Source organism: Nocardioides ginsengisoli (assembly GCF_039537225.1).
GTDB lineage: Bacteria > Actinomycetota > Actinomycetes > Propionibacteriales > Nocardioidaceae > Nocardioides > Nocardioides ginsengisoli.
In genome coordinates, this window is record NZ_BAABAC010000023.1 from 30,909 (window position 1) to 55,067 (window position 24,159).

General features: G+C 72.7%; 25 protein-coding genes. 15 read left to right on the forward strand and 10 right to left on the reverse strand.

Going from position 1 to position 24,159, the window contains the following annotated elements; genetic code table 11:
- Window positions 1-105: 105 nt before the first annotated feature.
- On the forward strand, window positions 106-1,374 hold the full coding sequence (locus AB4880_RS11660) for an RNA polymerase sigma factor (protein WP_367919406.1): 1,269 nt from the start codon (window positions 106-108) through the stop codon (window positions 1,372-1,374).
- A gap of 12 nt (window positions 1,375-1,386) precedes the next feature.
- Here AB4880_RS11660 and AB4880_RS11665 read toward each other — a convergent pair whose 3' ends face one another.
- From AB4880_RS11665 to AB4880_RS11685, 5 genes are all read right to left on the reverse strand, one after another.
- Complete coding sequence (locus AB4880_RS11665; protein WP_367919407.1) at window positions 1,387-1,770, reverse strand: hypothetical protein; 384 nt, start codon at window positions 1,768-1,770, stop codon at window positions 1,387-1,389.
- Entirely contained in the window at window positions 1,767-2,090 is a 324-nt protein-coding gene (locus AB4880_RS11670; protein ID WP_367919408.1) for a hypothetical protein, read from the reverse strand. Before AB4880_RS11670 ends, AB4880_RS11665 begins: the two co-directional genes overlap by 4 nt.
- Window positions 2,087-3,700, reverse strand: a complete 1,614-nt coding sequence (locus tag AB4880_RS11675) for a radical SAM protein (protein WP_367919409.1) — start codon at window positions 3,698-3,700, stop codon at window positions 2,087-2,089. The genes AB4880_RS11670 and AB4880_RS11675 overlap by 4 nt, the downstream gene beginning before the upstream one ends.
- Window positions 3,697-4,485, reverse strand: a complete 789-nt coding sequence (locus AB4880_RS11680; protein ID WP_367919410.1) for a prolipoprotein diacylglyceryl transferase — start codon at window positions 4,483-4,485, stop codon at window positions 3,697-3,699. The genes AB4880_RS11675 and AB4880_RS11680 overlap by 4 nt, the downstream gene beginning before the upstream one ends.
- Before the next feature lie 69 nt (window positions 4,486-4,554).
- On the reverse strand, window positions 4,555-5,484 hold the full coding sequence (locus AB4880_RS11685) for an AraC family transcriptional regulator (protein WP_367919411.1): 930 nt from the start codon (window positions 5,482-5,484) through the stop codon (window positions 4,555-4,557).
- A 189-nt stretch (window positions 5,485-5,673) separates the two neighbouring features.
- On the opposite strand from AB4880_RS11685, the gene AB4880_RS11690 reads away from it, so the two are divergent.
- Together AB4880_RS11690 and AB4880_RS11695 are read left to right on the forward strand one after the other, a co-directional pair.
- The gene (locus AB4880_RS11690; RefSeq protein WP_367919412.1) at window positions 5,674-6,219 is read left to right on the forward strand and encodes a flavin reductase family protein; all 546 of its coding nucleotides are present in this window, start codon (window positions 5,674-5,676) and stop codon (window positions 6,217-6,219) included.
- Between the two features lie 10 nt (window positions 6,220-6,229).
- Window positions 6,230-7,807 carry a 4-hydroxyphenylacetate 3-hydroxylase family protein gene (locus tag AB4880_RS11695; RefSeq protein ID WP_367919413.1) on the forward strand — a complete coding sequence of 526 codons (1,578 nt, stop codon included), beginning with the start codon at window positions 6,230-6,232 and terminating at the stop codon, window positions 7,805-7,807.
- 115 nt (window positions 7,808-7,922) lie between these two features.
- On the opposite strand, the gene AB4880_RS11700 is transcribed toward AB4880_RS11695, so the two are convergent.
- A complete protein-coding gene (locus tag AB4880_RS11700) occupies window positions 7,923-9,176 on the reverse strand; it encodes an MFS transporter (RefSeq protein ID WP_367919414.1) in 1,254 nt (417 codons plus the stop codon).
- A 155-nt stretch (window positions 9,177-9,331) separates the two neighbouring features.
- Between AB4880_RS11700 and AB4880_RS11705 the strand changes: the two genes are divergently transcribed.
- Window positions 9,332-9,829: a thioesterase family protein gene (locus tag AB4880_RS11705; protein WP_367919415.1), complete on the forward strand. Its 498-nt coding sequence runs from the start codon at window positions 9,332-9,334 to the stop codon at window positions 9,827-9,829.
- Between the two features lie 201 nt (window positions 9,830-10,030).
- Here the strand turns inward: AB4880_RS11705 and AB4880_RS11710 are convergent, their stop codons facing one another.
- Window positions 10,031-10,378, reverse strand: a complete 348-nt coding sequence (locus tag AB4880_RS11710; RefSeq protein ID WP_367919416.1) for a DUF2568 domain-containing protein — start codon at window positions 10,376-10,378, stop codon at window positions 10,031-10,033.
- Window positions 10,379-10,380: 2 nt separating this feature from the next.
- Here AB4880_RS11710 and AB4880_RS11715 point away from each other — a divergent pair, with 2 nt between their 5' ends.
- Both AB4880_RS11715 and AB4880_RS11720 read left to right on the forward strand, forming a co-directional pair.
- The gene (locus AB4880_RS11715) at window positions 10,381-11,148 is read left to right on the forward strand and encodes a helical backbone metal receptor (protein ID WP_379229127.1); all 768 of its coding nucleotides are present in this window, start codon (window positions 10,381-10,383) and stop codon (window positions 11,146-11,148) included.
- A gap of 77 nt (window positions 11,149-11,225) precedes the next feature.
- The gene (locus AB4880_RS11720; protein ID WP_367919418.1) at window positions 11,226-11,411 is read left to right on the forward strand and encodes a hypothetical protein; all 186 of its coding nucleotides are present in this window, start codon (window positions 11,226-11,228) and stop codon (window positions 11,409-11,411) included.
- Window positions 11,412-11,420: 9 nt separating this feature from the next.
- Here the strand turns inward: AB4880_RS11720 and AB4880_RS11725 are convergent, their stop codons facing one another.
- Entirely contained in the window at window positions 11,421-13,046 is a 1,626-nt protein-coding gene (locus tag AB4880_RS11725; RefSeq protein WP_367919419.1) for a helicase HerA-like domain-containing protein, read from the reverse strand.
- Window positions 13,047-13,112: 66 nt separating this feature from the next.
- On the opposite strand from AB4880_RS11725, the gene AB4880_RS11730 reads away from it, so the two are divergent.
- Together AB4880_RS11730 and AB4880_RS11735 are read left to right on the forward strand one after the other, a co-directional pair.
- Window positions 13,113-13,409 (forward strand): type II toxin-antitoxin system VapB family antitoxin, encoded by a 297-nt coding sequence (locus AB4880_RS11730; RefSeq protein ID WP_367919420.1) that lies wholly within the window; start codon window positions 13,113-13,115, stop codon window positions 13,407-13,409.
- A 30-nt stretch (window positions 13,410-13,439) separates the two neighbouring features.
- Entirely contained in the window at window positions 13,440-13,976 is a 537-nt protein-coding gene (locus tag AB4880_RS11735; protein WP_367919421.1) for a LytR C-terminal domain-containing protein, read from the forward strand.
- Between the two features lie 12 nt (window positions 13,977-13,988).
- Here AB4880_RS11735 and AB4880_RS11740 read toward each other — a convergent pair whose 3' ends face one another.
- Entirely contained in the window at window positions 13,989-15,482 is a 1,494-nt protein-coding gene (locus tag AB4880_RS11740) for a potassium/proton antiporter (RefSeq protein WP_367919422.1), read from the reverse strand.
- 71 nt (window positions 15,483-15,553) lie between these two features.
- On the opposite strand from AB4880_RS11740, the gene AB4880_RS11745 reads away from it, so the two are divergent.
- Together AB4880_RS11745 and AB4880_RS11750 are read left to right on the forward strand one after the other, a co-directional pair.
- Window positions 15,554-17,035 (forward strand): FAD-binding protein, encoded by a 1,482-nt coding sequence (locus tag AB4880_RS11745; RefSeq protein ID WP_367919423.1) that lies wholly within the window; start codon window positions 15,554-15,556, stop codon window positions 17,033-17,035.
- Between the two features lie 87 nt (window positions 17,036-17,122).
- A complete protein-coding gene (locus AB4880_RS11750) occupies window positions 17,123-18,292 on the forward strand; it encodes an aminotransferase class I/II-fold pyridoxal phosphate-dependent enzyme (protein WP_367919424.1) in 1,170 nt (389 codons plus the stop codon).
- 3 nt (window positions 18,293-18,295) lie between these two features.
- On the opposite strand, the gene AB4880_RS11755 is transcribed toward AB4880_RS11750, so the two are convergent.
- Window positions 18,296-19,021 carry a GntR family transcriptional regulator gene (locus tag AB4880_RS11755; protein WP_367919425.1) on the reverse strand — a complete coding sequence of 242 codons (726 nt, stop codon included), beginning with the start codon at window positions 19,019-19,021 and terminating at the stop codon, window positions 18,296-18,298.
- 102 nt (window positions 19,022-19,123) lie between these two features.
- Here AB4880_RS11755 and AB4880_RS11760 point away from each other — a divergent pair, with 102 nt between their 5' ends.
- The 5 genes from AB4880_RS11760 to AB4880_RS11780 are packed head-to-tail and all read left to right on the forward strand — an operon-like array spanning window position 19,124 to window position 23,901.
- On the forward strand, window positions 19,124-20,401 hold the full coding sequence (locus AB4880_RS11760) for an amidohydrolase family protein (protein ID WP_367919426.1): 1,278 nt from the start codon (window positions 19,124-19,126) through the stop codon (window positions 20,399-20,401).
- Between the two features lie 30 nt (window positions 20,402-20,431).
- Window positions 20,432-21,121 (forward strand): hypothetical protein, encoded by a 690-nt coding sequence (locus tag AB4880_RS11765; protein WP_367919427.1) that lies wholly within the window; start codon window positions 20,432-20,434, stop codon window positions 21,119-21,121.
- Window positions 21,034-21,627, forward strand: coding sequence for a putative T7SS-secreted protein (locus AB4880_RS11770; protein ID WP_367919428.1), 594 nt, complete (start codon window positions 21,034-21,036; stop codon window positions 21,625-21,627). The genes AB4880_RS11765 and AB4880_RS11770 overlap by 88 nt, the downstream gene beginning before the upstream one ends.
- A 1-nt stretch (window position 21,628) precedes the next feature.
- Window positions 21,629-22,567 carry a hypothetical protein gene (locus AB4880_RS11775; RefSeq protein ID WP_367919429.1) on the forward strand — a complete coding sequence of 313 codons (939 nt, stop codon included), beginning with the start codon at window positions 21,629-21,631 and terminating at the stop codon, window positions 22,565-22,567.
- The gene (locus AB4880_RS11780; RefSeq protein WP_367919430.1) at window positions 22,564-23,901 is read left to right on the forward strand and encodes a hypothetical protein; all 1,338 of its coding nucleotides are present in this window, start codon (window positions 22,564-22,566) and stop codon (window positions 23,899-23,901) included. Before AB4880_RS11775 ends, AB4880_RS11780 begins: the two co-directional genes overlap by 4 nt.
- The last annotated feature ends 258 nt before the right edge of the window (window positions 23,902-24,159 follow it).

Below are 24,159 nucleotides of genomic sequence, written 5' to 3' on the forward strand. Positions count from 1 at the left end.
CGGGCGGCCGCCCGCTTCGCGTTGAGTCGTGTGCCCGAGAACCCCTGTGGGCGGGTTCTCAGGCACACGACCCGCCCCGGCTCCGGCCGGCCCTAGGCTGGCCGCATGGCCGACGCCACCACCGCCGACACGATCACCGCCACCTGGCGGGAGGAGTCGGCCCGCCTGGTCGGCGCGCTGGTCCGGATGACCCGCGACGTCGAGCTCGCCGAGGATCTCGCGCAGGACGCGCTGGTCGCCGCCCTCGAGCGGTGGCCCGCCGACGGCGTCCCCGAGAACCCGGCCGCCTGGCTGATGACGACCGCCAAGCGCCGCGCCATCGACACCTTCCGTCGGGCCGAGAACCTGCGGCGCAAGACCCAGGAGCTCGGCCACGCCGCGGAGGAGGTGAGCACGATGCCCGATCTGGACGCCCAGGTCGACCACATCGAGGACGACGTCCTGCGGCTCGTCTTCCTCTGCTGCCACCCCGCGCTCACCCCCGAGTCCCGGGCCGCGCTCACGCTGCGACTGGTCGGCGGCCTGACCACCACCGAGATCGCGCGCGGCTTCCTGGTCCCCGACGCCACCATGGGCCAGCGGATCTCCCGCGCCAAGCGGACCCTCTCCACCGTCGGCGCCGAGCTCGAGCTGCCCACCGGCGCCGAGCGGATCCAGCGCCTCGACGACGTGATGGCCGTGGTCTACCTGATCTTCACCGAGGGCTATGTCGCCACCGCCGGCGACGACTGGGCGCGCCCCGACCTGGTCGCCGAGGCAATCCGCCTGGCCCGGCTGCTCGCCGACATCGCACCCGACGAGCCCGAGGTCCACGGCCTTCAGGCGCTGCTCGAGCTGCAGGGATCCCGGCTCGCCGCCCGGACCGACGCCGACGGCAACGCCGTCCTCCTCGACGACCAGGACCGCGCGCTGTGGGACGAGCTGCTCATCCGCCGCGGCCTCGCCGCCCTGGGCCGCGCCGAGGCGATCGCCGCGCGCGGGGTGCCCGTCGGGCGGTACTTCCTGCAGGCCGCCATCGCCGCCGAGCACGCCCGTTCCGCCACCGCCGAGGACACGGACTGGCCCCGCATCGCCCTGCTGTACGACGTCCTGGCCGACGCCGCGCCCGGCCCCGTCGTCGAGGTCAACCGCGCCGTCGCCCACGGCCGCGCGCACGGACCGGACGCCGGCCTCGCCGTCCTCGACGCGCTCCCGGCCGACGCGCTCGCCGAGTCGCCGCTCCTGCCCAGCGTCCGCGGTGACCTGCTCGCCCGCGCGGGGCGGCAGGCGGAGGCGGCGGAGGAGTTCGCCGCGGCCGCGCGTCGTACGCGCAACAACGGGGAGCGCTCCCTGCTCGAGCGCCGTGCCGCCGAGAGTCGGGCGGCGGCAGGCTAGCTGCGCCGGCGCCTACTCGTTCGACAGCAGGTAGATGAAGCCGGCGCACACGCCGCCGAGCACGATCATGGTCAGCGCCGCGCCCGCCAGGATCCCGACGCCCCACGGGCGCGTCTTCGGCGAGAACAGGAGCGGGACCGGGATCAGCAGCGGCAGCACCAGCCCGCTGATCAGGCCGACCGTGAGCGGGACGTTGGTGTCGCTGCCGGCGGGCGTCGCCGAGCCGCCGATCGTCACGCCCAGAATCGGACACATGATCGCCAGCAACGGGCCGACGAGCAGACCGCCGAGCAGATAGCCCAGCACCTTGCCGGACCGGTCGGACGCCCCGGGGCGGGGATGCTGCGGCGGGGGCTGCTGCGGGAACGGCGGAGGCGGGTAGGGCGGCTGGCTCATCGCACCCACGCCCACAGACCCACGCCACCGGCGGCGACCAGCGCGGCGAGGTAGAGGAGCACGAGGCGAGTATCCCCGAGCAGGCAGCGCGATCTCATCAGACCCGCCCGCCGGGCGCGCCAGTAGCCGACGAACCCGAGCGCCGCGAACCCGATGAGGGCCACCGGCCCCAGCAGCCAGCCGAGCAGGGCGACCGTCGCGAAGACGCACAGCCGGAGCGGGTCGTCAGCGCCCTCCGCCACGCCCTCCGCCCCGCCCTCCGCTCCGCCGTCTCCATGCGCGTCGACGCGCTGCGGCGACACCATGCGGGGGTCACTCACCGCCTCACCTCCCCGGCGAGCGTCGCTGATCCCGCCGCCGATCCCGTCGATCCCGTCGCCGTGGAGAGCCGCGTCCGCGCCAGCGGCACCCACGCCTGGAGAGCACAGAAGGGCGCGCACTGGTGGCCGCCCGACTCCTCGTTGACCGTCGCCACGTGCACGCAGCACTGGGTCAGCCGCTCCTCGATCATCGTGTTCATGTCCATGAACGGCTTGACCGTCACCCGCAGCACCCGCGCGCCGAGCAGCCGCCGCAGCCGCTGGTGCTGACCCGGCAGTCGGGACGACGCCAGCGTGGCCAGGGTGCCGATGCCCAGGTCGCAGCTCTGGCAGATGTCGCGCCAGATCGACGCCATCGACGGGTGGCTCAGGCTCGACTGCTCCGAGAGCAGGTCGAGCAGCGAGTCCTTGACGATCCGGCGCAGGTCGGCGGGCAGCGCGTCGTCGGCGATCCGGTTGGCGAGCAGGTCGGGCTCGAGGTCGAGCCACTGCTTGAGCCGCTCATGGCCGATCAGCGAGACCAGCGAGCGCCAGGTTCCGGCGTCGTCCTTGAGCAGGTAGCCCACCGAGCAGCAGTGCGGATGACTGCACGGCAACGCCGTCAGGTCGCGCCAGGTGACCAGGTCGCCGGTCTGCGGACCGAGCCGGGTCAGCACGCCGGTGTGGGTGAGCCTGTCGAGCGGGTCGATGCCGGTCGAGCGGCCGCTGCCGAAGACCGGCTGGATCGTCACCCCGCCGACGTACGGCGTGTCGAGCGCCCGCTTGACCACGAACCCGATCTCGTCGTCGTTGACGCCCAGCGCCGCCGTCATCGTGAGCGTGGTGAAGATGCCGCGGCTCGAGAGCCGGTCGATGGCGTCGTCCTTGAAGCGGCGGATGTCGGCGCCGCGGTGGTGGGTGGACGCCTCGGCACTGTGGCCGTCGTACTGGAGGTAGACCTCGACCCGCTCGCGGTGCCGGGTGAGCAGGTCGAGCAGCGCGTCGTCGCGCGCGATGAGCAGCCCGTTGGTGTTGATGAGGATGCGGACGACGGGCCGGCGGCCCACCTCGTCGAGCAGCTCGGCCAGGTGGGGATAGAGCGTCGGCTCTCCGCCGGAGAGCATGAGGACGTCGATCCGCCCGTTCTCACGGGAGATCCGGGTGTCGATCGACGCCAGCACCCGCTCGAGCGGCGCCACGCTCGCCAGCGCCGGCGACGACTCGGCGAAGCAGGTCGGGCACTTGAGGTTGCAGTGGTCGAGCAGGTCGGCGAGCAGGATGCAGGTGTGCTGGGTCTGCATCTCCGGCAGGCCGTCGGCATAGGCCGCCGGCACCGGCTTGAAGTTGCCGAGCAGGTCGGGGGTGTGGACCTTGGTCGGCGCGGTCCACTGCTCGAGGTAGCTCAGGATCTCGGGCGACTCGTCGTAGAGCGTGCGCACCAGGCCGTGGGTGGCGCAGCCGCGCTCGAGCCACACCCGGCCGTCGCGTACGGCGAGCCAGCCGCTGAGCCGGGCGACCTGGTCGAGCGGTCGCTCGGGATCGTCCTCGTGGCACAGCGGGCAGAACGCGTTGACGTAGCGGTGGATCCGCGCGTCGCGCAGCGGCATCCCCGCCCCCTTCGGAACGCTCATCCGACCTCCCCGACCGGTTGGGCGGCGCCTCGTGGCGCCGCGCGATAAGCGCCGCTGCACCACTGCCACGCGATCCGGGTGAGCACCAGCGGCACGGTCACCAGCAGGAACAGCTGGGGCCGGGTCAGGCCCAGCCAGGCGATCTCGTTGCCGCGCACGAACTCGACCAGGAAGCGGAAGATGCCGTAGGCCGCGACGTACCAGACGAAGGTCGTGCCCGGCGGCAGGTCGCGCCGCCGCAGCCACCACCAGAGCACCGCGAAGGCAACCAGGTGGAAGACGATCTCGTAGGCGAAGGACGGATGCAGCGGCACGCCCGGCGCGACGCCGAGCCGTGCCGCGTCGGCGTCGTCGAGCCGGATGCCCCAGCCCAGATGGGTCGGCGTGCCGGGCCTCTCGGTGAGCAGGCAGCCGACGCGCCCCACCGCCATGCCGAGCGCGACCGCCGGCGCGAACAGATCGCCGGTGCGCAGTCGGTAGCCCACCAGCCGCTTGGTGACGTGGACGCCGAGCCAGGCGCCGACCAGCCCGCCGAGGATCGACCGGTTGCCGTAGAGCCACTGCTCGGGCAGCGAGGCGTTGGCGCGCAGGTCGAGATGCTGGGCCCAGGTGCCGAGCCGCATCAGCAGCGCGCCGCCGACCAGCGCACCGGTGACGACATAGATCAGCCGCTCGTCGGTCTGCCCACGACGGCGCGCCTCGACGACGAAGACCACGGACGCGACGGCAACGCCCAGGCCCACGAACACCTCGTGGGTCGGCGCATTCCCGAGCGTCTGCAACATGCGGAGCATCGTCGCACGGGCCCCCGACGGAACCCGAGCGCATCCACAGGCACCGGCGAGCCGCGGCGATCAGAACGCGCGCAGGGTCTCCGACGGCGAGACGCCGTACCGCTCGCGGTAGGAGGCCGCGAACCGCCCCAGGTGGGCGAAGCCCCAGCGGTTGGCGACCTCGGAGACGCTGTGCCCGTTGCCGGTCAGCAGGTCGGCGTGCACCCGTTCGAGCCGGATGAGCAGCAGCTGCTGGGTCGGTGTCCGACCGAGATAGCGCTGGAAGCCCTGCTGCAGCCGCCGGATGCCGACGCCGGCCTCGCGCGCCAGCTCGGACGCCGTCCAGTCGCGGGCCGGGTCGGTCTCCATCGCCTCGACCACGCGGGACACGATCCGCGGTCGGACCGTGCCGCAGCCCGGCTCCTCGGGGAAGCAGGCGGCGACGAAGGCGGCGGTGAGCGTGCCGGCGAGGCGCCGGCCGACCCGGTCGTCGCGGGCGAGGGTGGGATTGCGGAGCGCCTCGGTGCCGATCGAGGCGAGCAGTCCGATCCAGGCGCGCCCGGCCTCGGTGCGCAGGTCGACCTGGGCCGGGAGCCGGTCGGTGTGCAGGCCCACCAGCGCGGTGACCTCGCCGACGAGATACGCACGCTCGACGCGCATCCCGACGATCGAGCAGTCGGCCGACCAGCGGGTCATCCGGGTCTGCTCGTCGGGCGGGCAGACCGTCGCCTGGCCGTCGAGGGAGAGCACGTGGTGGCCGCCGACCTGCGCCTCCAGGACGCCGCTGCGGGGCACGTTGACCGCCCACGCGCCGGGGTGGTCGGACTCGACCGAGACCTCGGAGCCCCAGCCGATCCGCGCCAGGCGGACCGGCCCGAGGTCGACGGCGCGCAGGTCGGCCGGCCCGGCGGGACCGCGCTTCACGACCAGCTCGTGCGGGAAGTAGGCGCGTGCGACGGCGGCCGAGAAGTCGCCCAGCTCCTGCGAGGACGCAGTCAGGGTGCCGGTCACGCGGCCCACCCCCCTTCTCGGTGACGCCGCTCACACTACCTGCGCACTTCTGTCCGCAAAACGCACTCGATCGAACCCGGTTCGCAATCCGGACAGGCCCTTCGCGCAGCGGATCGCAGGGACCGTCGTACCGGCCTAGCGTCCCCGTCCACCCACCTCTCGAGCCCCGGTCCCGGACGAGGAGCACCCATGGACCCGCACACCCTGCGCTCGACGTTCGGCCGTTTCGCGACCGGCGTCACCGTGATCACCTGCCGGACGCCCGACGGCGCCCACCACGGCGCGACCGTCACCGCGTTCACGCCGATCTCGCTCGACCCGCCGTTGGTCCAGGTCGCGCTGACCCGCACCTCGAAGGCGGCGGGCCTCCTGGACGGCGCGGCGTTCGCCGTCAACGTCCTGGCCGCCGACCAGGTCGACGTCGCGATGCACTTCGCGGGCCGGCCCAGCCCGGACCGCATCCCCTGGTCCGACGGTACGACGGCCCCCGCGCTCGCCGGCACCGCCGCGACCATCACCTGCCGCCCGTGGCGCACCGACGACGGCGGCGACCACCTGCTGTTCCTCGGCGAGGTGGTCGACGTCCGCACCACCGGCCGCCGTCCCCTGCTCTTCCACGACAGCGCCTTCCACCAGATCGGGAGCCGCTCGTCGGACGCGGTCTGGCTGGGCTGCCAGGACGACCCCCACACCAGCTGGTTCGGCGCGCTCGTGCCGGCCGACACCCACTACTGAGGAGAACCCGATGACCGACACCCTCGCCGAGGCCGCCTCGGACACCCCGACCGTCAACCCGGCGGCGAACGCGCCCGCCAACCAGCAGACCAACTTCGCCTCCCGGCCGATGACCGGCGACGAGTACATCGAGAGCCTCCGCGACGGCCGGGAGATCTACCTCCACGGCGAGCGGGTCAAGGACGTCACCACGCACCCGGCGTTCCGCAACCCGATCCGGATGACCGCCCGCCTGTACGACGCCCTCCACACCGGCCCGCACGTCGACGAGCTCACCGTGCCCACCGACACCGGCAACGGCGGCGTCACGATGCCCTTCTTCAAGACGCCGACGTCGTCCGCCGACCTGCTCAAGGAGCGCGACGCGATCGCCCGCTGGGCGAAGATGACGTGGGGGTGGATGGGCCGCAGCCCCGACTACAAGGCCAGCTTCCTCGGCACGCTGCACGCCAACAAGGAGCTCTACGCGCCCTTCGAGGCGAACGCCGAGCGGTGGTACCGCGAGTCGCAGGAGAAGGTCCTGTACTGGAACCACGCGATCATCAACCCGCCGGTCGACCGCAACCTGCCGCCGGACGAGGTCGGCGACGTCTACATGAAGGTCGAGAAGGAGACCGACGCCGGCCTCATCGTGTCGGGCGCGAAGGTCGTCGCGACCGGGTCCGCGATCACCAACTACAACTTCATCGCCCACTACGGCCTGCCGATCCGCAAGAAGCAGTTCGCGCTGATCTGCACCGTGCCGATGGACGCGCCGGGCATCAAGCTGATCTGCCGCTCGTCGTACACCGAGCAGGCGGCGCAGAACGGCGAGCCGTTCGACTACCCGCTGTCGAGCCGGATGGACGAGAACGACACCATCTTCATCTTCGACAAGGTGCTCGTGCCCTGGGAGAACGTCTTCATGTACGGCGACGTCGACCGGATCAACGCCTTCTTCCCGCAGTCCGGCTTCCTCCCCCGCTTCACCTTCCAGGGCTGCACCCGCCTCGCGGTCAAGCTCGACTTCATCGCCGGCCTGCTCATGAAGGCACTCGACGCCACCGGCTCCGGCGACTTCCGCGGCGTCCAGACCCGGGTCGGCGAGGTCATCGGCTGGCGCAACCTGTTCTGGTCGCTCACCGAGTCGATGGCCCGCGACCCCGAGCCGTGGGTGGGCGACGCGGTGATCCCGAAGCTGGAGTACGGCCTGACGTACCGGATGTTCATGATCCACGGCTATCCGCGGGTCAAGGAGATCATCGAGCAGGACGTCGCCTCGGGCCTGATCTACCTGCCGTCGGGTGCCGCGGACTTCAAGTCGGCGGAGGTGCGCCCCTACCTCGACAAGTACGTGCGCGGCTCCAACGGCGTGACCGCCGTCGACCGGGTCAAGGTGATGAAGGCGCTGTGGGACTCGATCGGCTCGGAGTTCGGCGGCCGCCACGAGCTGTACGAGCGGAACTACTCGGGCAACCACGAGAACGTGAAGGCCGAGCTGCTCTTCGCCGCGCAGGCGCGCGGTGACGTGGCGGCGATGAAGGGCTTCGCGGACGAGTTCCTCGCCGAGTACGACCTCGACGGCTGGACGGTGCCCGACCTCTTCTGACCCGCCGGAAACTGGCTCAGGATTCCCGCCGACCCGTCAGAAACTGGCTCAGGATTCCCGCCGACCCGGCAGAAACTGGCTCAGGATTCGCGCGGACCCGGCAGAAACGAGCTCGCTACGAAGCCACTTTCTGCCGGGTCGGCGTGATTTCGGGGGCAGTTTGTGCCGGGTGGGGCTGTGCCGCGTTGACCACGCCCGCCAGGACGACGACGCCCGCCGCCACGATCGGCAGGAACAGCGCCGCGTCGGTGCCGAACAGGTCGGCCACGCTTCCGGTGATCGCCGACGCCGTCGACTGCCCGACGATCACGGCCGAGCCGAGGATCGTCATCACCGTGGCCGAGCGGCCGAGCGGGCTGCGGTGGGCGCCGAGGCTGTACTGGGTGACCATGGTCGGCCCGATGCCCGTGCCGATGAGCAGCAGGACGGCGCACATCGCGCCCACCGACGACACGAACGGCAGCAGCACCGCGCCGCCCAGCATGATCGCGCCGAACACCAGCCAGCGTGCGCGCAGCGCGAAGGACGCCGGGAAGAGGGCCACGCCGAGTGCCAGGGCCGCGGAGCCGATGCCCATCACGCCGTACACGAGGCCGGCGCTCGCGGCGTCGCCGTGGTCGGCCATGAACGACGTGAGCGACGTCAGCATCGAGCCGAAGAAGAGCCCGACGCCGAAGATGCCCGCCACCACGGCGAGCAGTGCCGGGCGGGCGAGCTCGCGCGCCGGCGCGGGCGGCAACGCCTGCTCGTGACTGCCCGCGGCGGCCAGGGCCGAAGGGTGCAGCGCGAAGGCGGAGACGAAGACGAGGGTCAGCACGGCCGCGCCGGCCACCGGGGCCCACGGGTCGAGCGTCGTACCGAGCAGGCCGACGATGAACGGCCCGACGATGAACACCAGCTCGTCGGCCGCGGACTCGTAGGCCATGGTCGCGTCGAACGTCCGCGAGCGGCGCCCCGGCGCGATCCGCGCGCCGATGATCTGGACCAGCCGGCTGCGCGACATCGGCGCGATCTGCGGCGCGCTCGCGCCGACGAGGAAGGCCACCGCCAGGACGGCGTACGACGGAAGCGGGCTGTAGACCACCCACGCCATCAGGCCGAGCGCCGTCGTGGACGCGACCCCGCTGACCAGCAGCACGGTGCGCTGTCCGAACCGGTCGGCCGCCGCACCGAGCAGCGGCCCGACGCACGCCGCGCCGAGCCCGACGACCGCGGAGTTGAGACCGCCGAACGCGAGCGAGTCACGCCCCGCGACGACCAGCGTGAGGACCCCGACGACCATCATCGCGTAGGGGAGACGCGCGACGAGCGCGATCGGGAAGTACGAGCGGCCGGCGGCGCGGACCAGAGAAGGTGCGTGATCTGTCATGACCTCGTCCAAGGTTGGAACCGGTGCCGCCTTGGACCGCCGGCCTTGCACCGGCGCGAGGTAGATGCACCCACGGATGGGAACTACTCCGCCCAGGGTACGCCGGTGGTGTCGCTGGCGACCAATCCCCGGTCGACCCCGCTAGGGTCCGTTTCATGAGCACCCAGCCGACGTACGACCAGCTCGCCAGCCTGCCCGCCTACGCGGTCCAGCCGGTACCCAGCGCCTTCGAGGACAGCAACGGCTTCCTCAACGTCCGGCACTACCTCGGCATCGGCAGCGAGGGGCTCGACGAGTCGCTCTACTCGGTCGGCATCCCCTTCAACTGGCCGGTCATCTCCGGCTTCGCGTGCCTCTCGGCCGAGCACCACCTGACCTACCTGCACGAGCTGAAGACCGGCGACCAGATGTCGGTGCGGGTGCGCCTGCTCGGCCGCGCGGATCGGGCGGCGCACGCGCTCGTCTACATCCTCGACGACACCAACCAGCGGGTGGCGTGCGTGTTCGAGGAGATCTTCCTGTGCGTCGAGATCGCCGAGCGCAAGACCGCGCCGTGGCCGGCCGAGATCGCGGAGGGTCTGGACAAGAGGGTGGCGGAGGACGGCGGGATCGGGTGGGAGCCGGTCACGTCGGGGTGTCTCGCGCTGCGCTGACGGGCTCCGCGGGCTCGGCCACCGGTCATGTAACTCGGTGTCCGGGAATCCACCACAGGGTCATGACCGGTCATGAGCCTGTGGTGGACGACGAAGCACCGTGGTGGATACACGAACACCGAGTTACAAGCGGGCTCAGGCCGGCGCCCCGACCACGCCCCGAAGCCCAGCCCGCCCGGCGACGCTCGAGCCCCGAGGAGCTCAGTCCTCGTCGACCAGGACCCGGATGCTCGGCAGCTGCGCCAACCCGTTGACGACTACCGAGAACACCAACAGCGCGACGGCCAGCCCGTGATGCCCCGCCGCCCACAGCGCCAGGCACGCGACCGCGAAGACCACGACCTTCACGACCGGCCGCACCACCCGGCCGCCGTACATCGCTCGGGGCGAGGCGAAGAACGCCCACACGACCACTCCGACGAGCGGCAGCAGCCACACGAGCAGCCACCGGGGATCGTGGTCCCAGCCCCAGACGCCGAAGGCGATCATGGCGAGGATCTCGTCGACGAACACCAGCGCCAGCACCGACCATCCGAAGATCGCGTCCACGCATGGATCATAGGTCCGTGACCGTCGACGATCTCGGAGCTGACGTTGCGCTCCCCCAGGCGCCCACCCGCATCGTCTCGCTCGTCCCGTCGATCACCGAGGCGCTCGCGACCGACGCCCCCGAGCGGCTGGTCGGCGCCACCGACTGGTGCACGCACCCGGCCGACCTCGACGTCACGCGGGTCCGCGGCACCAAGAATCCCGACCTGGCCGCGATCCGCGCGCTGCGGCCCGATCTGGTGGTCGCGAACAAGGAGGAGAACCGCGCCCTCGACGTACGCCGGCTCCGCGACGCCGGCGTCCCGGTCTGGGTGACGGACATCGAGACAGTGCCGCAGGCGCTCGCCTCCCTCGCCCGCCTGTACGACGACGCGCTCGCCCTCCCCCGCCCCGCCTGGCTCACGCAGGCCGAGGCCCGCTGGAGCGGCCAGGCCGCGGTGCCACGAGGCCGCGTGGCGGTGCCGATCTGGCGCGACCCGTGGATGGTCGTCGGCCCCCGGACCTACACCGGCGACCTGCTCCGCCGCCTCGGCTGGGCCAACGCCTTCGACAGCGGGGACGGCGACGAGCGCTACCCCCACGTCGACCTCGCCGACATCGACCGCGCCGACATCGACCTGGTCCTGCTCCCCGACGAGCCCTACGTCTTCACCGCCGACGACGGCCCGGAGGCCTTCACCGAGGCGCCGACCAGGCTGGTGTCGGGCCGGCTGCTGACCTGGTACGGGCCCGCGATGGTCGAGGCGTACGACGTCCTGGCCGGCGTGTAGTCGCGATCACAGGCGACGACACCGAGTCGTAACCGCGGCGCGGCCGATCGGCAACCTGTCACCAGCACGCTGGAGGCATGGACAAGATCAACGACCTGGCCACCGAGGAGACCACCCCGCTGGACTCCAGCCTTGCCCGCCGCATCGAGCTGCGCGACCGCCACGCCGCCAAGCTGACCCGCCTGATGGACGAGCGCAGCGACCTGCGCGGCGTCCACCGGCTCGCCGACTTCGTCGACGACGCTGTCCGCTGGACCGCCTGAGCGACAGCCTCAGCGCCTCCGGCGGGCGGTGCCGAACATCCCCCGCGCGATCTCCGACGCCGCCGTGCGCATGAACTGCTTGAACGCCGACGACTGCACGACGTCCTTGACGATCTCGCCGGCCCCGCCGCCGTCGTCCTTCTTGGCCTTCGACTTCGGGGCCGCCTTCGGGGCCGCCTTCGGGGCCGGCTTCGGCGCCGACTCCGGAGCGGCCTCCTGCACGGCCTTCGCGCCCTCCTCCAGCTTCTTGGCGAGGATCTCGCGGGCCGACTCGCGGTCGACCTCCTCGGCGTACTTCGCCTGACGCGGGCTGGCCGCGACGGTCGCGGCCATCGACTCGGGCGTGCTCGGGGCCATCAGCGACTCGGGCGCGCGCAGGCGGGTCCAGGCGACGGGCGTCGGCGCGCCCTTCTCGCCCATGACGGTGACGATCGCCTCGCCGATGCCCAGGGTGGTGATCACCTCGCCGAGGTCGGCGTACGCGCTCTTCGGGTAGGTGTTGACGGTCGCCTTGAGCGCCTTGGCGTCATTGGGCGTGTGGGCGCGGAGCTGGTGCTGGATGCGGGAGCCGAGCTGCGCCAGGACGTCGTCGGGTACGTCGGTCGGGCTCTGCGTCACGAAGAAGACGCCGACGCCCTTCGATCGGATCAGCCGCACCGTCTGGGCGATCGACTCGAGGAAGGCCTTCGACGCGTCCTTGAACAGCAGGTGCGCCTCGTCGAAGAAGAACACCAGCTTGGGCTGGTCGACGTCGCCGACCTCGGGCAGGTCGTGGAAGAGGTCGGCGAGCAGCCACATCAAGAAGGTGGAGAAGATCGCCGGCCGGTCCTGCAGGTTCGGCAGCTCGACCAGGCTGATCAGGCCGCGGCCGTCGGGCGCCTGCTGCAGCAGGTCCGCGGAATCGAACTCCGGCTCGCCGAAGAACGCCTCGGCGCCCTGGTCGGCGAAGGCGATGAGCTCGCGCAGGATGACGCCCGCGGTCGCCGACGACAGCCCGCCGAGGTCCTTGAGGTCGGCCTTGCCCTCGTCGCTGGTGAGGTGCTGGACGACGGCCCGCAGGTCGGACAGGTCGAGCAGCGGCAGGCCCTGCTTGTCGGCGTAGTGGAACACCAGTCCCAGGCTGGACTCCTGCGTGTCGTTGAGCCCCAGCACCCGACTCAGCAGGGTCGGCCCGAACGCCGTCACGGTCACCCGCACCGGGACGCCGGTGCCCTGCCCGCCGAGTGCGTAGTACTCCACCGGGAAGGCCGTGGCCTCCCACTTCTGACCGACCGACGCGGTCCGCGCGAGCAGCTTGTCGTTGGCCTGGCCCGCGGTGGCGAGGCCGGAGAGGTCGCCCTTGATGTCGGCCGCGAAGACCGGTACGCCGGCGGCGCTCAGCTGCTCGGCGAGCAGCTGGAGGGTCTTGGTCTTGCCGGTGCCGGTGGCGCCCGCGACCAGTCCGTGCCGGTTGAGCATGGCGAGCGGGATCCGGATCGTGCTCGACGTCAGCTCGTCGGGGCCGGCCATCAGTCCGCCGAGCTCGAGCGCGGGGCCCGCGAAGGCATAGCCGGGGGCGATCGCCGCCTCGACCGGGTCGGCCGCGGCCTCGGCCGGGGCACTCGCAGTGGCAGGGGTCGTCTGCTCCTGGGTCATGCGGAGACTCTAGGCGGACACGGTGTCGCACGGGAGGCCTCAACCCGACCCGTAGACTCCGAATCCGTGATCTTCAAGCGCGTGGGGGTCGGGCGTCCCTATCCCGACCACGGCCTCACCTCCAAGGGGTGGGCGGCCGTGCCGCCGCGCCAGATCCGGCTCGACCAGCTGGTGACCACCAAGGACACGCTCCAGCTCTCGTCGCTGCTCGACGAGGACTCGACGTTCTACGGCGACCTGTTCGCCCACGTGGTGCTGTGGCAGGGCGACTACTACCTGGAGGACGGACTCCACCGCGCGCTGCGGGCGGCCCTGCAACAGCGCCACGTCCTGCATGCCCGCGTGATCCGGATGGAAGGCTGATCCCATGAAGACCACCCGAAGGGCGTGCTCGTGAACCTCGACGTGCGGGCGAACAGCCGCTCCGCGATCACCCTCGCCGTCCTCGCCGCGATCTTCCTGGCGGCCATCGTCTGGGCGTGGGCGAAGGTGACCGCGCCCTTCCCGGAGAAGGTCGTGCCGGCCGCGTGCAATGACACCCTCATCGCCGCCGGCGACGAGCTCGCGCCGCCGCAGGTGCTGGTCACCGTCCTCAACGCGGGCGGCGCCAACGGCCTGGCCGGCAAGACGATGACCCGGCTCACCGGCTTCGGCTTCGCCGAGGGCAAGAAGGGCAACCTGTCGGTCGACGGCGGCCCGATCGCCGCGCAGGTGTGGGCGAAGAACCCGAAGGACCCGGCCGCGATCCTGCTGGCGTCGTACCTCGGCAAGGGCACCCAGATCGTCGACAAGGCCTCCGCCTATCCGGGCATCACGATCGTGGTCGGCAAGAGGTTCCAGGGCGTGAAGCAGGGCCGCAAGACGGTCACCGCGCAGCAGGACTCCTACGTCTGCACGCCGCCACTCAGCTCGCAGCCGGACGCCGGCTAGGGGCTGACGGCGCTATTCGTGCAGCCACTGCGCGAGCCGGCCTCCCGCGCTGACCTGACGTAGCCGCTCCTCGGTCGCCTCGCGCAGCTTGCGCGGCGTGACGACGATCAGGTCGTCGCCGTGGCGCAGCACGGTACGACGCTCGGGCACCATCGTGACTCCGTCGCGCACGATCATCGAGACGTTGGCGCCCACGGGCAGCCGCAGCTCGCCCACCTCGACGCCGTGCATCTTCGAGCTCGGCGCGATCGTGATCTGGAGCAGGTCGGCGGCGACCCGGTCGAGTGGGGCGGCCTCGACCTCGATGCCGCGTGGCTCGGAACGACGGGCGACGCGCAGGATCCGGGCGGTCAGCGGCAGGGTCGGGCCGGTGATCAGCGTGTCGAGCACGACCAGCACGAAGACGATGTCGAAGAGCCGGGTCGCGCCGTGCACCCCCGCGGCGAGCGGGATCGTGGTCAGGACGATGGGGACGGCGCCGCGCAGGCCCGCCCAGGACAGGAACGCCAGCTCGGGCAGGGGCATCGGCCGCACCACCGAGCTGACCAGCACCGACAGCGGCCGCGCCACGAAGGTCAGGATGCTGCCCGCGACGATGGCGATGCCGATGATCGTCCAGCTGAGCCGGTCCGGCGAGAGCAGCAGGCCGAGCATGACGAACAGCCCGATCTGCGCCAGCCAGGCCAGGCCCTCGACGAACGAGCGGGTCGCGACCCGGTGCGGCAGCTCGGCGTTGCCGAGCACGAGCGCGGCGACGTAGACGGCGGCGAACCCGCTGGCGTGGACGGCGGCCGCGGCGCCGTACCCGATGAGCGTCAGGCAGAGCACCGCGATCGGGTAGAGACCGGACGACGGCAGCGCGACCCGGCGCATCACCCAGGCGCCGCCGAAGCCCGCGGCCAGGCCGAAGAGGACACCCGCGACCAGCTCGTAGGCGACGATGCCGGTGGTGCCGAGCAGGCCGTGCTCGGCGGCCGCGCCGGACGACACGAGCGTCACGAGGACGACGGTCGGCGCGTCGTTGAGACCCGACTCGGCCTCGAGCGTGCCGGTGATCCGCTTCGGCAGCGGGACGACCCGCAGCACCGAGAACACCGCCGCCGCGTCGGTCGGCGAGCAGACCGCGCCGAGCAGGATGGCGAGCTGCCACGACAGCCCGAGCAGGACGTGCGCCCCGACCGCCACGACGGCGATCGACACCAGCACGCCGATCGTGGCGAGGGAGAGCCCCATCCGCATCGCCGGCCGGGCGTCACGCCAGTTGGTCGTCAGACCGCCCTCGGCCAGGATGACCGCCAGTGCCCCGAAGCCCAGCGCGTGCGCGAGCTGCGCGTCCTCGAAGCCGATGCCGAGCCCGGACTCCCCCAGCGCCACCCCCATGAGCAGGTAGACCAGAAGACTGGGCAGGCCGAGCCCGGACGACATCCGGACCGCCAGCACGGCGAGGAAGGTGACCCCGGCGCCGATCAGCAGGAACATGTCGAGCTGGTGGACGTCGAAGCTCAAAGATCACTCGGCTCTCGTCGGGTGGGAGGATCGCTAGTCTATCCAATAGAACATGTTCTAGATTTAGGGGCATGACCACCGCGACTCCCGCCGGGCTGGCCCTTCCCGACGTCCTCGACGCCAGCATCCTCACCGCCGACACCGAGCGGTACGACGTCGTGGTCGTCGGCTTCGGCATCGCCGGCGGCTGCGCGGCGCTCGAGGCCGCACGCGCCGGCGCGCGGGTGCTGCTGCTCGAGCGGGCGGCCGTCCACGGCGGGACGTCGTCCATGTCCGGCGGCCACTTCTACCTCGGCGGCGGCACGGCCGTGCAGCAGGCGACCGGCCACGAGGACTCGGTCGAGGCGATGGTCGACTACCTGATGGCCAGCACCAAGAGCCCCGACGAGGAGAAGATCCGCGCCTACTGCGAGGGATCCGTCGCCCACTTCGACTGGCTCGAGGACCTGGGTTTCGAGTTCGAGCGCTCCTACTTCCCCGGCAAGGCGGTCATCCAGCCCGGTACCGAGGGCCTGATGTTCACCGGCAACGAGAAGGTCTGGCCGTTCCGCGACCAGGTCAGGCCCGCGCCGCGCGGCCACAAGGTGCCGGTCCCGGGCGACACCGAGGGCACGCGGATCGTCATGGACCTGCTGCGCGAGCAGTGCGAGAAGGCCGGCGTCGAGGTCCGCTACGAGACCGGCGCGACCAACCTCGTGGTCGACGGCGACCCGCACACCGGCAGCGTCGTCGGCATCGCCTGGAAGTCCTTCGACCGGACCGGCGTCGTCCGCGCGGACGGCGTCGTCATCGCCGCCGGCGGCTTCGTGATGAACCCCGACATGGTCGCCCGCTACACGCCCGCGCTCGGCTCGCGGACGCTGTTCACCCTCGGCTCGACGTACGACGACGGGCTGGGCATCCGCCTCGGCGAGTCGGTCGGCGCCGGCCTGGAGAACATGGACGAGCCGTTCATCACCGCGCCGTTCTACCCGCCGTCGTCGCGGTGCAAGGGGATCATCGTCAACAAGGACGGGCAGCGCTTCGTCGCCGAGGACAGCTACCACGCGCGGACCTCGTACCAGGTGCTCAAGCAGCCCGACGCGGTCGCCTACCTGATCGTCGACAGCGAGCACCTCGGCGAGGACCACATGCCCCTCGTCCCGCTCAAGGACGGCTTCGAGACGCTCGAGGAGATGGAGGCCGGCCTCGACATGCCCACCGGCTCGCTGGTCAAGACCGTCGAGCGCTACAACGAGTACGCCGCCCAGGGCGAGGACCCCGACTTCCACAAGCACCCTGACTGGATCGCGCCGCAGACCGCCGGCCCGTGGGCGGTCCTCGACCTGTCGCTGGGCGTCGCGCTGTACGCCGGCTTCACCATCGGCGGCATGACGACGACCGTCGACGGCGAGGTCCGCCGCACCGACGGCTCGGTGGTGCCGGGTCTCTACGCCGCCGGCGCGTGCGCCTCGAATATCGCCCAGGACGGCGCCGGCTACTGCTCCGGCACCCAACTCGGTGAGGGCTCCTTCTTCGGCCGTCGCGCGGGTCGCCACGCCGCCACCCGCTGACCCGTGGCCGTCGTACCCGGACGCTTCGGTCGCCGAAAGCCCCCGGGGGCGACCGAGACGTCCGGTGCTTCGCCGTAGGGTCGGAACGTGACCGACCGCCTCACCGCCGCCGCCCGGGCGAACGTCCCGCCCTTCTATGTCATGGACCTGCTCGCCGCGGCGGCCGAGCGGCAGCGCACCCACGGCGACCTGGTCAACCTGGTCGCCGGCCAGCCGAGCACCGGCGCGCCGGCGCCCGTCAACACGGCGGCGATCCGGCTGCTGGGCAGCGGTGACCCGCTCGGCTACACGACTGCGACCGGCATCGTCGAGCTGCGCGAGGCGATCGCCGGCCACTACCGCCGCACGTACGACGTCGCGGTCGCGGCCGACGACGTCATCGTCACGACTGGGTCGAGCGGCGGCTTCCTGCTGGCGTTCCTGGCCGCCTTCGACGCGGGTGCCCGCGTCGCGATCGCGCGACCGGGCTACCCCTGCTACCGCAACGTGCTGGCCGCGCTCGGCTGCGACCTGACCGAGATCCCGACCGGCCCGGCGACCCGCTTCCAGCCCACCGTCGAGCAGCTCGCCGAGGCACACGCGCGGCAGCCGCTCGACGGCCTGGTCGTGGCCAGCCCGGCCAACCCGACCGGCACCATGCTGCTGCCCGAGGAGCTCGCCGCGATCGCCCGCTGGTGCGAGGAGAACGGCGTCCAGCTGGTCTCCGACGAGATCTACCACGGCATCCAGTACGCCGGCTCGCGCGCGGGCTGCGCCTGGGAGACCTCCCGCGAGGCGATCGTCTTCGGTTCGTTCTCCAAGTACTTCTCGATGACCGGCTGGCGGCTGGGCTGGATGCTCGCGCCCGAACGGCTGCGCCGACCGGTCGACGTGCTGACCGGCAACTTCTCGATCTGCCCGCCCGCGCTGGCCCAGCACGCCGCGCTCGCCGCCTTCGACGACACGTCGTACGCCGAGCTCGACGGCCACGTCGCGCGCTATGCCCACAACCGCGGCCTGCTCCTCGACGGTCTGCGCCGGCTCGGCATCGACCGGCTCGCCCCGGCCGACGGCGCGTTCTACGCCTACGCCGACGTCCGCCACCTCACCGACGACTCGATGGCCTACTGCCGCGACCTGCTCGCGCGCACCGGCGTCGCGGTCGCGACCGGCGTCGACTTCGACGTCGTCGAGGGCGGGCGGTTCCTGCGGTTCAGCTTCGCCGGGACGGCCGACGACATCACCACCGCTCTCGACCGGCTCGACGGCAGCCTGTAGGGCTCAGCGCCAGTCGGCGCGGCGCACCATCGCGTAGCGGAAGGCGCCGCGGACGTGGAGCTCCGACGTCCAGTAGCAGACCTGGCCGGTGCGGGCGACGCCCGTGACGTCGAGCGCGAGAGCTGGCTCGCCGACCGGTCGGTCGACCTGCGCGGCCTGCTCGGCGTCGAAGGCCTCGGCGCCGGGCCGGACGACCTCCCACTCGACCCGCTCGCCGGTCAGCGCGACCGCGATGTCGACCATGGGCAGCGCCGGGTCGACGTCACCGGCATCGCCCTGCAGCACCGGGACGGCGTCGCGCGCGAGCAGCACCGGGACGCCGTCGGCCGACCACCGCTTCACCACCCGCAGCACCGCGGTGCCGGGGCTGAGGTCGTGGGTGGTGGCCTCGTCGAGGGTGATCCGCTCGACCGCCGACGCGAGGACGTCGAGCCGCGGCTCCTGCCCCATCGCCCGGATCAGCTCGGACTCCTCGATCCGCCTGTCGAAGCGGGCCGGGATGTCGAGCAGCGCCTGGTTGACCGTGGTGTCGGCGCCCTTGCGGCGGTGGATGTAGCCGCGCTCCTCGAGCCGGATCAGCGCCTCGCGCACGGCCGGGCGGCTGCTCGAGAGCGCCGCCGCGAGCGCGGGCTCGCCGGGGAGCCGGCGTCCGCTGCGCGCGGCGTCGACCCACATCCGCTCGAGGCGTTCCTCGAGCGAGGCGGGCGCACTCTCGGCCGGGTCGCTCACGCCGGAACCCTATCGGCCTCCCGGCCCGCGGAGACGCTGGTCAACCTGTCAGACATCTTGTACGTTACCTGTCAGACATGTTGGCCCACTGAGGAGAACACGATGACCGAGACGCTCGACCTGCTGGTCCACGACGCCCGCCTGCTCGACGGACGGGTGGTGAGCATCGGCGTCGCCGGCGGGCAGATCAGCCTGGTCCGCGAGGCCGGGGCGCCCACGCCCGAGGCGACGACCACGATCGACGCGGGCGGCGCGCTCGTGACGTCGTCCTTCGTCAACGGGCACATGCACCTCGACAAGGTCTACACGCTGCCGCTCGCCGGCGACGGCGCGCTGACGGCGTACACCTCCGACACGATGGGCAACGCGATGCGCTCGATCGTCGAGGACGCCTCGGCCGTCAAGAAGCACTACGACCGCACCTGGATCATGCCCAACGTACGACGCGCGCTCGACGAGGCGCTCACCTACGGCACGCTCCACGTCCAGGCGTTCGTCGACGTCGACACGACCGCGGGGCTCGAGGGCATGGCGGCGGTGCTCGCCGTCCGTGAGGAGTACCGCGGCCTGGTCGACCTGCAGGTCGTCGCCTTCCCGCAGGACGGCCTGCTCCGCGATCCCGGCGCGGCCGAGCTGTGCGAGGAGGCGATGCGGATGGGCGCCGACGTGGTCGGCGGCATCCCGTGGCTGGAGAGCACCGACCGCGAGGCCCGCGAGCACGTCGACTGGGCGTGCCGGGTCGCCGCGGCCGGTGGTCACCGGGTCGCGATGCTCGTCGACGACGCGGGAGACCCGAGCCTGCGCACCACCGCGATGCTGGCCGAGGCGATGATCGAGCACGGGCTGCAGGGCCGCGGCGTCGCCTGCCACGGTCGCGCGATCGGCACCTACCCGACGCCGTCCGTGCTCCGGCTGATCCAGCTGGCGAAGGCCGCGGGGCTCGGCTTCGTGTCCGACCCGCACACCGGACCGCTGCACCTGCCGGTGCGCGCGTTCCTCGACGACGGCCTCGCCGTGGCGCTGGGCCAGGACGACATCGAGGACGCCTACTACCCCTTCGGCCGGCACAACATGCTGGAGGTCGCCTTCCTGGGCGCGCACCTCCTGCAGTTCCTGACCGGCCCCGACCAGGTGCGCCTCGTCGAGCTGGTCACCGACCGCGCGGCGCGCGTCCTCGGCCTGCCGGGCGACGGGATCGCCGAGGGCACGGCCGCCGACCTGTGCGTGCACGGCTCCGAGCGGGTCGTCGACCTGCTTCGCGAGCACGCGGCGCCGCGCTGGGTGGTCCGCGGCGGCCGGGTCGTCGCCGAGACGGAGACCCGCACCCGCCTGCACCGCGCCACCGCCACGACCACCGCCACGACCACCGCCGCCGGCTGAGGCCGGGGGCCGGACGGTTAGGGTGCCGGCGTGGTCGACCGTCGGGAGCTCGAGCAGCGCAACGACGCGATCCACGCCGAGCACCGGGCCGCCGTCGCACGCGGCGAGGAGCGGGTCCTGCGGCTGACGCGCACCGGCGAGCTGCACAGCTATCGGCCCGACGAGATCGGCCTCGGGCCGGTCACCGCCGGCATCCAGGTGACCAGCTGGTGGGGGCTGGCGATCCTCACCGCGTTCTTCGTGGCGATGTTCGTCGCCTCCTGGCTGGTCGTCCTCGTCCCGGTCGCCCGGGGCGGCTCGCCGGCGTGGGGCGGCCTGGCCATGACCGCGCTGAGCGCCCCGCTGGGGATCTTCACCGCGCACCTCTCCCGCGAGCAGTACCGCGCCCGCCGGACCCGCCAGGCCCGCGGCCTCCCCGAGCCGAGCGACTATCCCGTGCCCGACCGCTGGTACGACCACGAGGCCGCCGCTGCCCTGCTCGCCCGGGCGCGGACGCCCCACCCGCGAGCAGACCGCTGGCGCAAACGGCCGTGGTGGTGGGTGCTGCTGCGGGCCGCGCTGTCCGTGGCCCTGGCGCTCGGCCTGATCGGCATCCTCACCGAGCCCGGTGACGAGAGCTCCACCGACGGCCTGTGGTTCGCCGGCGTCGGGCTGCTGCTCACGATCGCGCTTCCCGTCGTCCTGGCGGCGCGGCGGGTGCGCATCCGGTCCGAGGTTTGACCGGGGGCGGACGGGGTAGGGCGCGACTCATGTACGGCGACAGCGAGATCATCCGGCGCCGCGTCTCGGAGCTTCGTGACCAGGGGGCCGACGTGCGCGCCCTCGCCGACGAGCTGGTCGCTCGCGTCGAACGGCTGGGCTGGACGGGTCGGGCGGCCGAGTCGATGCGCGAGCGGGTCACCGACCGCGCCAGCCACCTCCGCGCCGCCGCCGACCGGCACACCAGCGCCGCCGACGCGCTGGCCGACCACGCCGAGAGCGTCGACGGCGTCCTCGACGAGATCGGAGCGACCCAGGCCCGCGTCACCGCGCTCGTCGCCGACGCCCGGGCGCGGATCGCCGCCATCGACCGCCGCAACGCCGACACCGCCGACACCGCCGACGGCCCCGACGGTGCCGCGCAGATCGCGCCCGACCCACTCGACGAGGCGCTGGTCGCGTTCACCCCGCCTCCGCCCGGCCACCGCGACTGGCTCACGGTCGACGTCCCCGGACTGGAGCGCTGACGTGCCCACCATCGACCTCACCACCGTCGCCGTCCGCCCCGAGCCGGCCGCCGCGCCCAACCCGATCGCCGCCGCGCCCCGCCGGGTCGGCCTCACCCTGGCCGAGCTGCAGCTCGCCGCCCGGCTCGCCGGCGACGCGCCGCTGCCCTTCGAGGTCGCCGAGCCGCGGCGGACCGACGCCATGCAGGCCCGGCTCGGCCAGAGCCCGACCGCGCTCGACGACGAGGCCTACCGGTCGGCGGTCGCCGCGCTGCACGACCCGGCCGAGTCGCTCGCCCGGCGCGGGCTCACCGACGGCGACGTCCTCGACCCCGGTGTCGCCGGCGCGATCGGCCTGCTCGCCGCGCCGCGGTTCGCACTCGACGCCGACGTGAGCATGGTCGGCATGCAGGCCAAGGTCTGGCACCGCCACGACGGCGCCGCCGTCGCCTCGCTCGCGACCGCCGACGGGATCGTCTTCGAGCTCGGCTGGTTCGCCACGGACGCCTGGCCCGTCGAGCTGGCCCGCGTGGCCGCGCTGTCGGAGGAGGTCGCGGTCGGCCACTCTGCCGTCCCGTCGTACGTCGACCTGCCGTTCGAGCTCGCCGACGCCGCGGCCGAGGCGTGCACCGCCGGGCGTGGCGACCTGCTCCCGGTGCTCGCGGCGCGCCACACCGGCGCCGTCCGCGCCGGCGCGGGGGTGCTCGCCGACGACGCCGTCGTCCGGATCCTCGGCGCCCTGTCCAGCGAGGCCCAGGGCCGGCTCCGCGCGCTCGTCGCCGACGTGTCCGGCGCGGCGGTCGACACCGTCGGCGTCGTCTCCTGGACGCTGCTCGCCGACGGCTGGCGCGCGCTGCGCCCCCACCACGACGACGGCGTGCTGCGGCTGGAGGTCCGGGCGGCCGCGCCCGACGAGCTCGCCGCGGTCGTCGCCCCGGCTCTCGGGGAGGTGGCCCGTTGAGCGCCGAGCAGCCGCTGAGCGCGGTCGAGGCGGCCGATCTGGCCGACAAGTACGACCAGATGCTGCGCCTGGCCGACCTCTTCGACGACGCCGGCGCGCAGATGCGGGAGTGGTCGCAGCTCGGCCACGACGTCCTCGCCGATCCCGAGGTCGCCGACTCCGCGCCGCTCTCGCCGACCACCTGGGCGACCGCCGAGGAGGAGGTCCGCGCCGCGACGACCGGCAAGAGCGGCCTGCTCAGCCGGTCGATCGAGCTCGACGCCGACGCCCTGGTGCTCCGCGCCACCGTGCTCACCTACCGCTGGATCGACGAGCTGCAGGCGGCGGCGTACCAGACGCTGGGCTCGATCGCCGGCAAGGCGATCGGCTACCTCGCGCCCGAGGTCAACCTCGGCGGCGCGATCGTCGCGGCCGGACTGATCGAGACCGACGCGCTCGACCGCGACGGCGTCGCGGCCTATCTCGGCGAGCTGGCCGAGGCCAACCCCGAGCTGATGGAGCACGTCACCACCGGCGGCGGCGTCCTCGACAGCCTGCAGATGCGCGGCCTGCTCACCGCCGGCGTCCTCAGCGGCGACGCGGGCCGGTCCGCCCGCGCCGGCGGCCTGCGCGCCTCCGGCATCGCCCCGCTCACCGACGACTGGAGCGCCGCGCTGCGCGACGTCGCCGTCGACCTGCCCGCCGAAGCGCCGGTCGCCGGCGCGGCCGCGGTGGCCGACAGCCCCGAGGCGCCCGCGGGCCTCGGTGACCTGATGACGCTGCTCACCGACGCCCGCGGCGCCGAGAGCGTCCGGATCCTGCGGGTGGCGCCGGGCCGACTCCTCGCCCTGCTGTCCGGTACGACGACGCCCGCGCCCGCCGCGGGCCGGCTGCGGCTGGTCTCCGGCGACGCGTCGAGCCAGGCGTCCGTCGTCCTCAAGGCGCTGGCCGACGCGGCCTCCGAGCACGGGGGCGACGACGAGCCCACCCGCGTGATGCTCGTCGGCTCCGGCAGCGGCGGCGCGGCGGCGCTCGAGATCGCGACGCACGCCGACCTGCCCGGCATCGTCGTCGACCAGGTGGTCACCGCCAACGCGCCGTCCGCGCAACTACCGATGCTGCCCGCCGACGTCCAGGTGCTCTCGCTCGAGGACCGCACCGACCCGGTCGCCCTGCTCGGCTCGCTGATCAACGCCGGCGCGGCCAACCGGCTCACCGTCGTCTACGACGCCGGCGCCGAGCCCGGCGTCCCCGCGCTCGTCGCAGGCGGCCGGGCCGCCGATCGCGCCGACCACCCCGACCTGGTCGCCGCCCTCACCCGCTGGCGCGCCGCCGGCTTCCTGCGCTCAGCCTGAGCGGTCTCACCCGGCATATCCGTCCGGATCCGGCCGCTTTCGCGACGGAAACGCCGGGTGAGACCGCGACCCGGCGATCCGAGCCCCGAGAAGGAGGCGCACCCGCGCGATCCACGTCACACGCCGAGCGGCCCGACCGGGCCGCTCGGCCCCGTTTTCCGCCGATTTGCTTGACAAAACCGGGGTCAATGTACGCAACATGGTGTTGCGCTAACAGCGAGCACGCTCCCGATTTCGATGATGAGAACGGACCGAGAC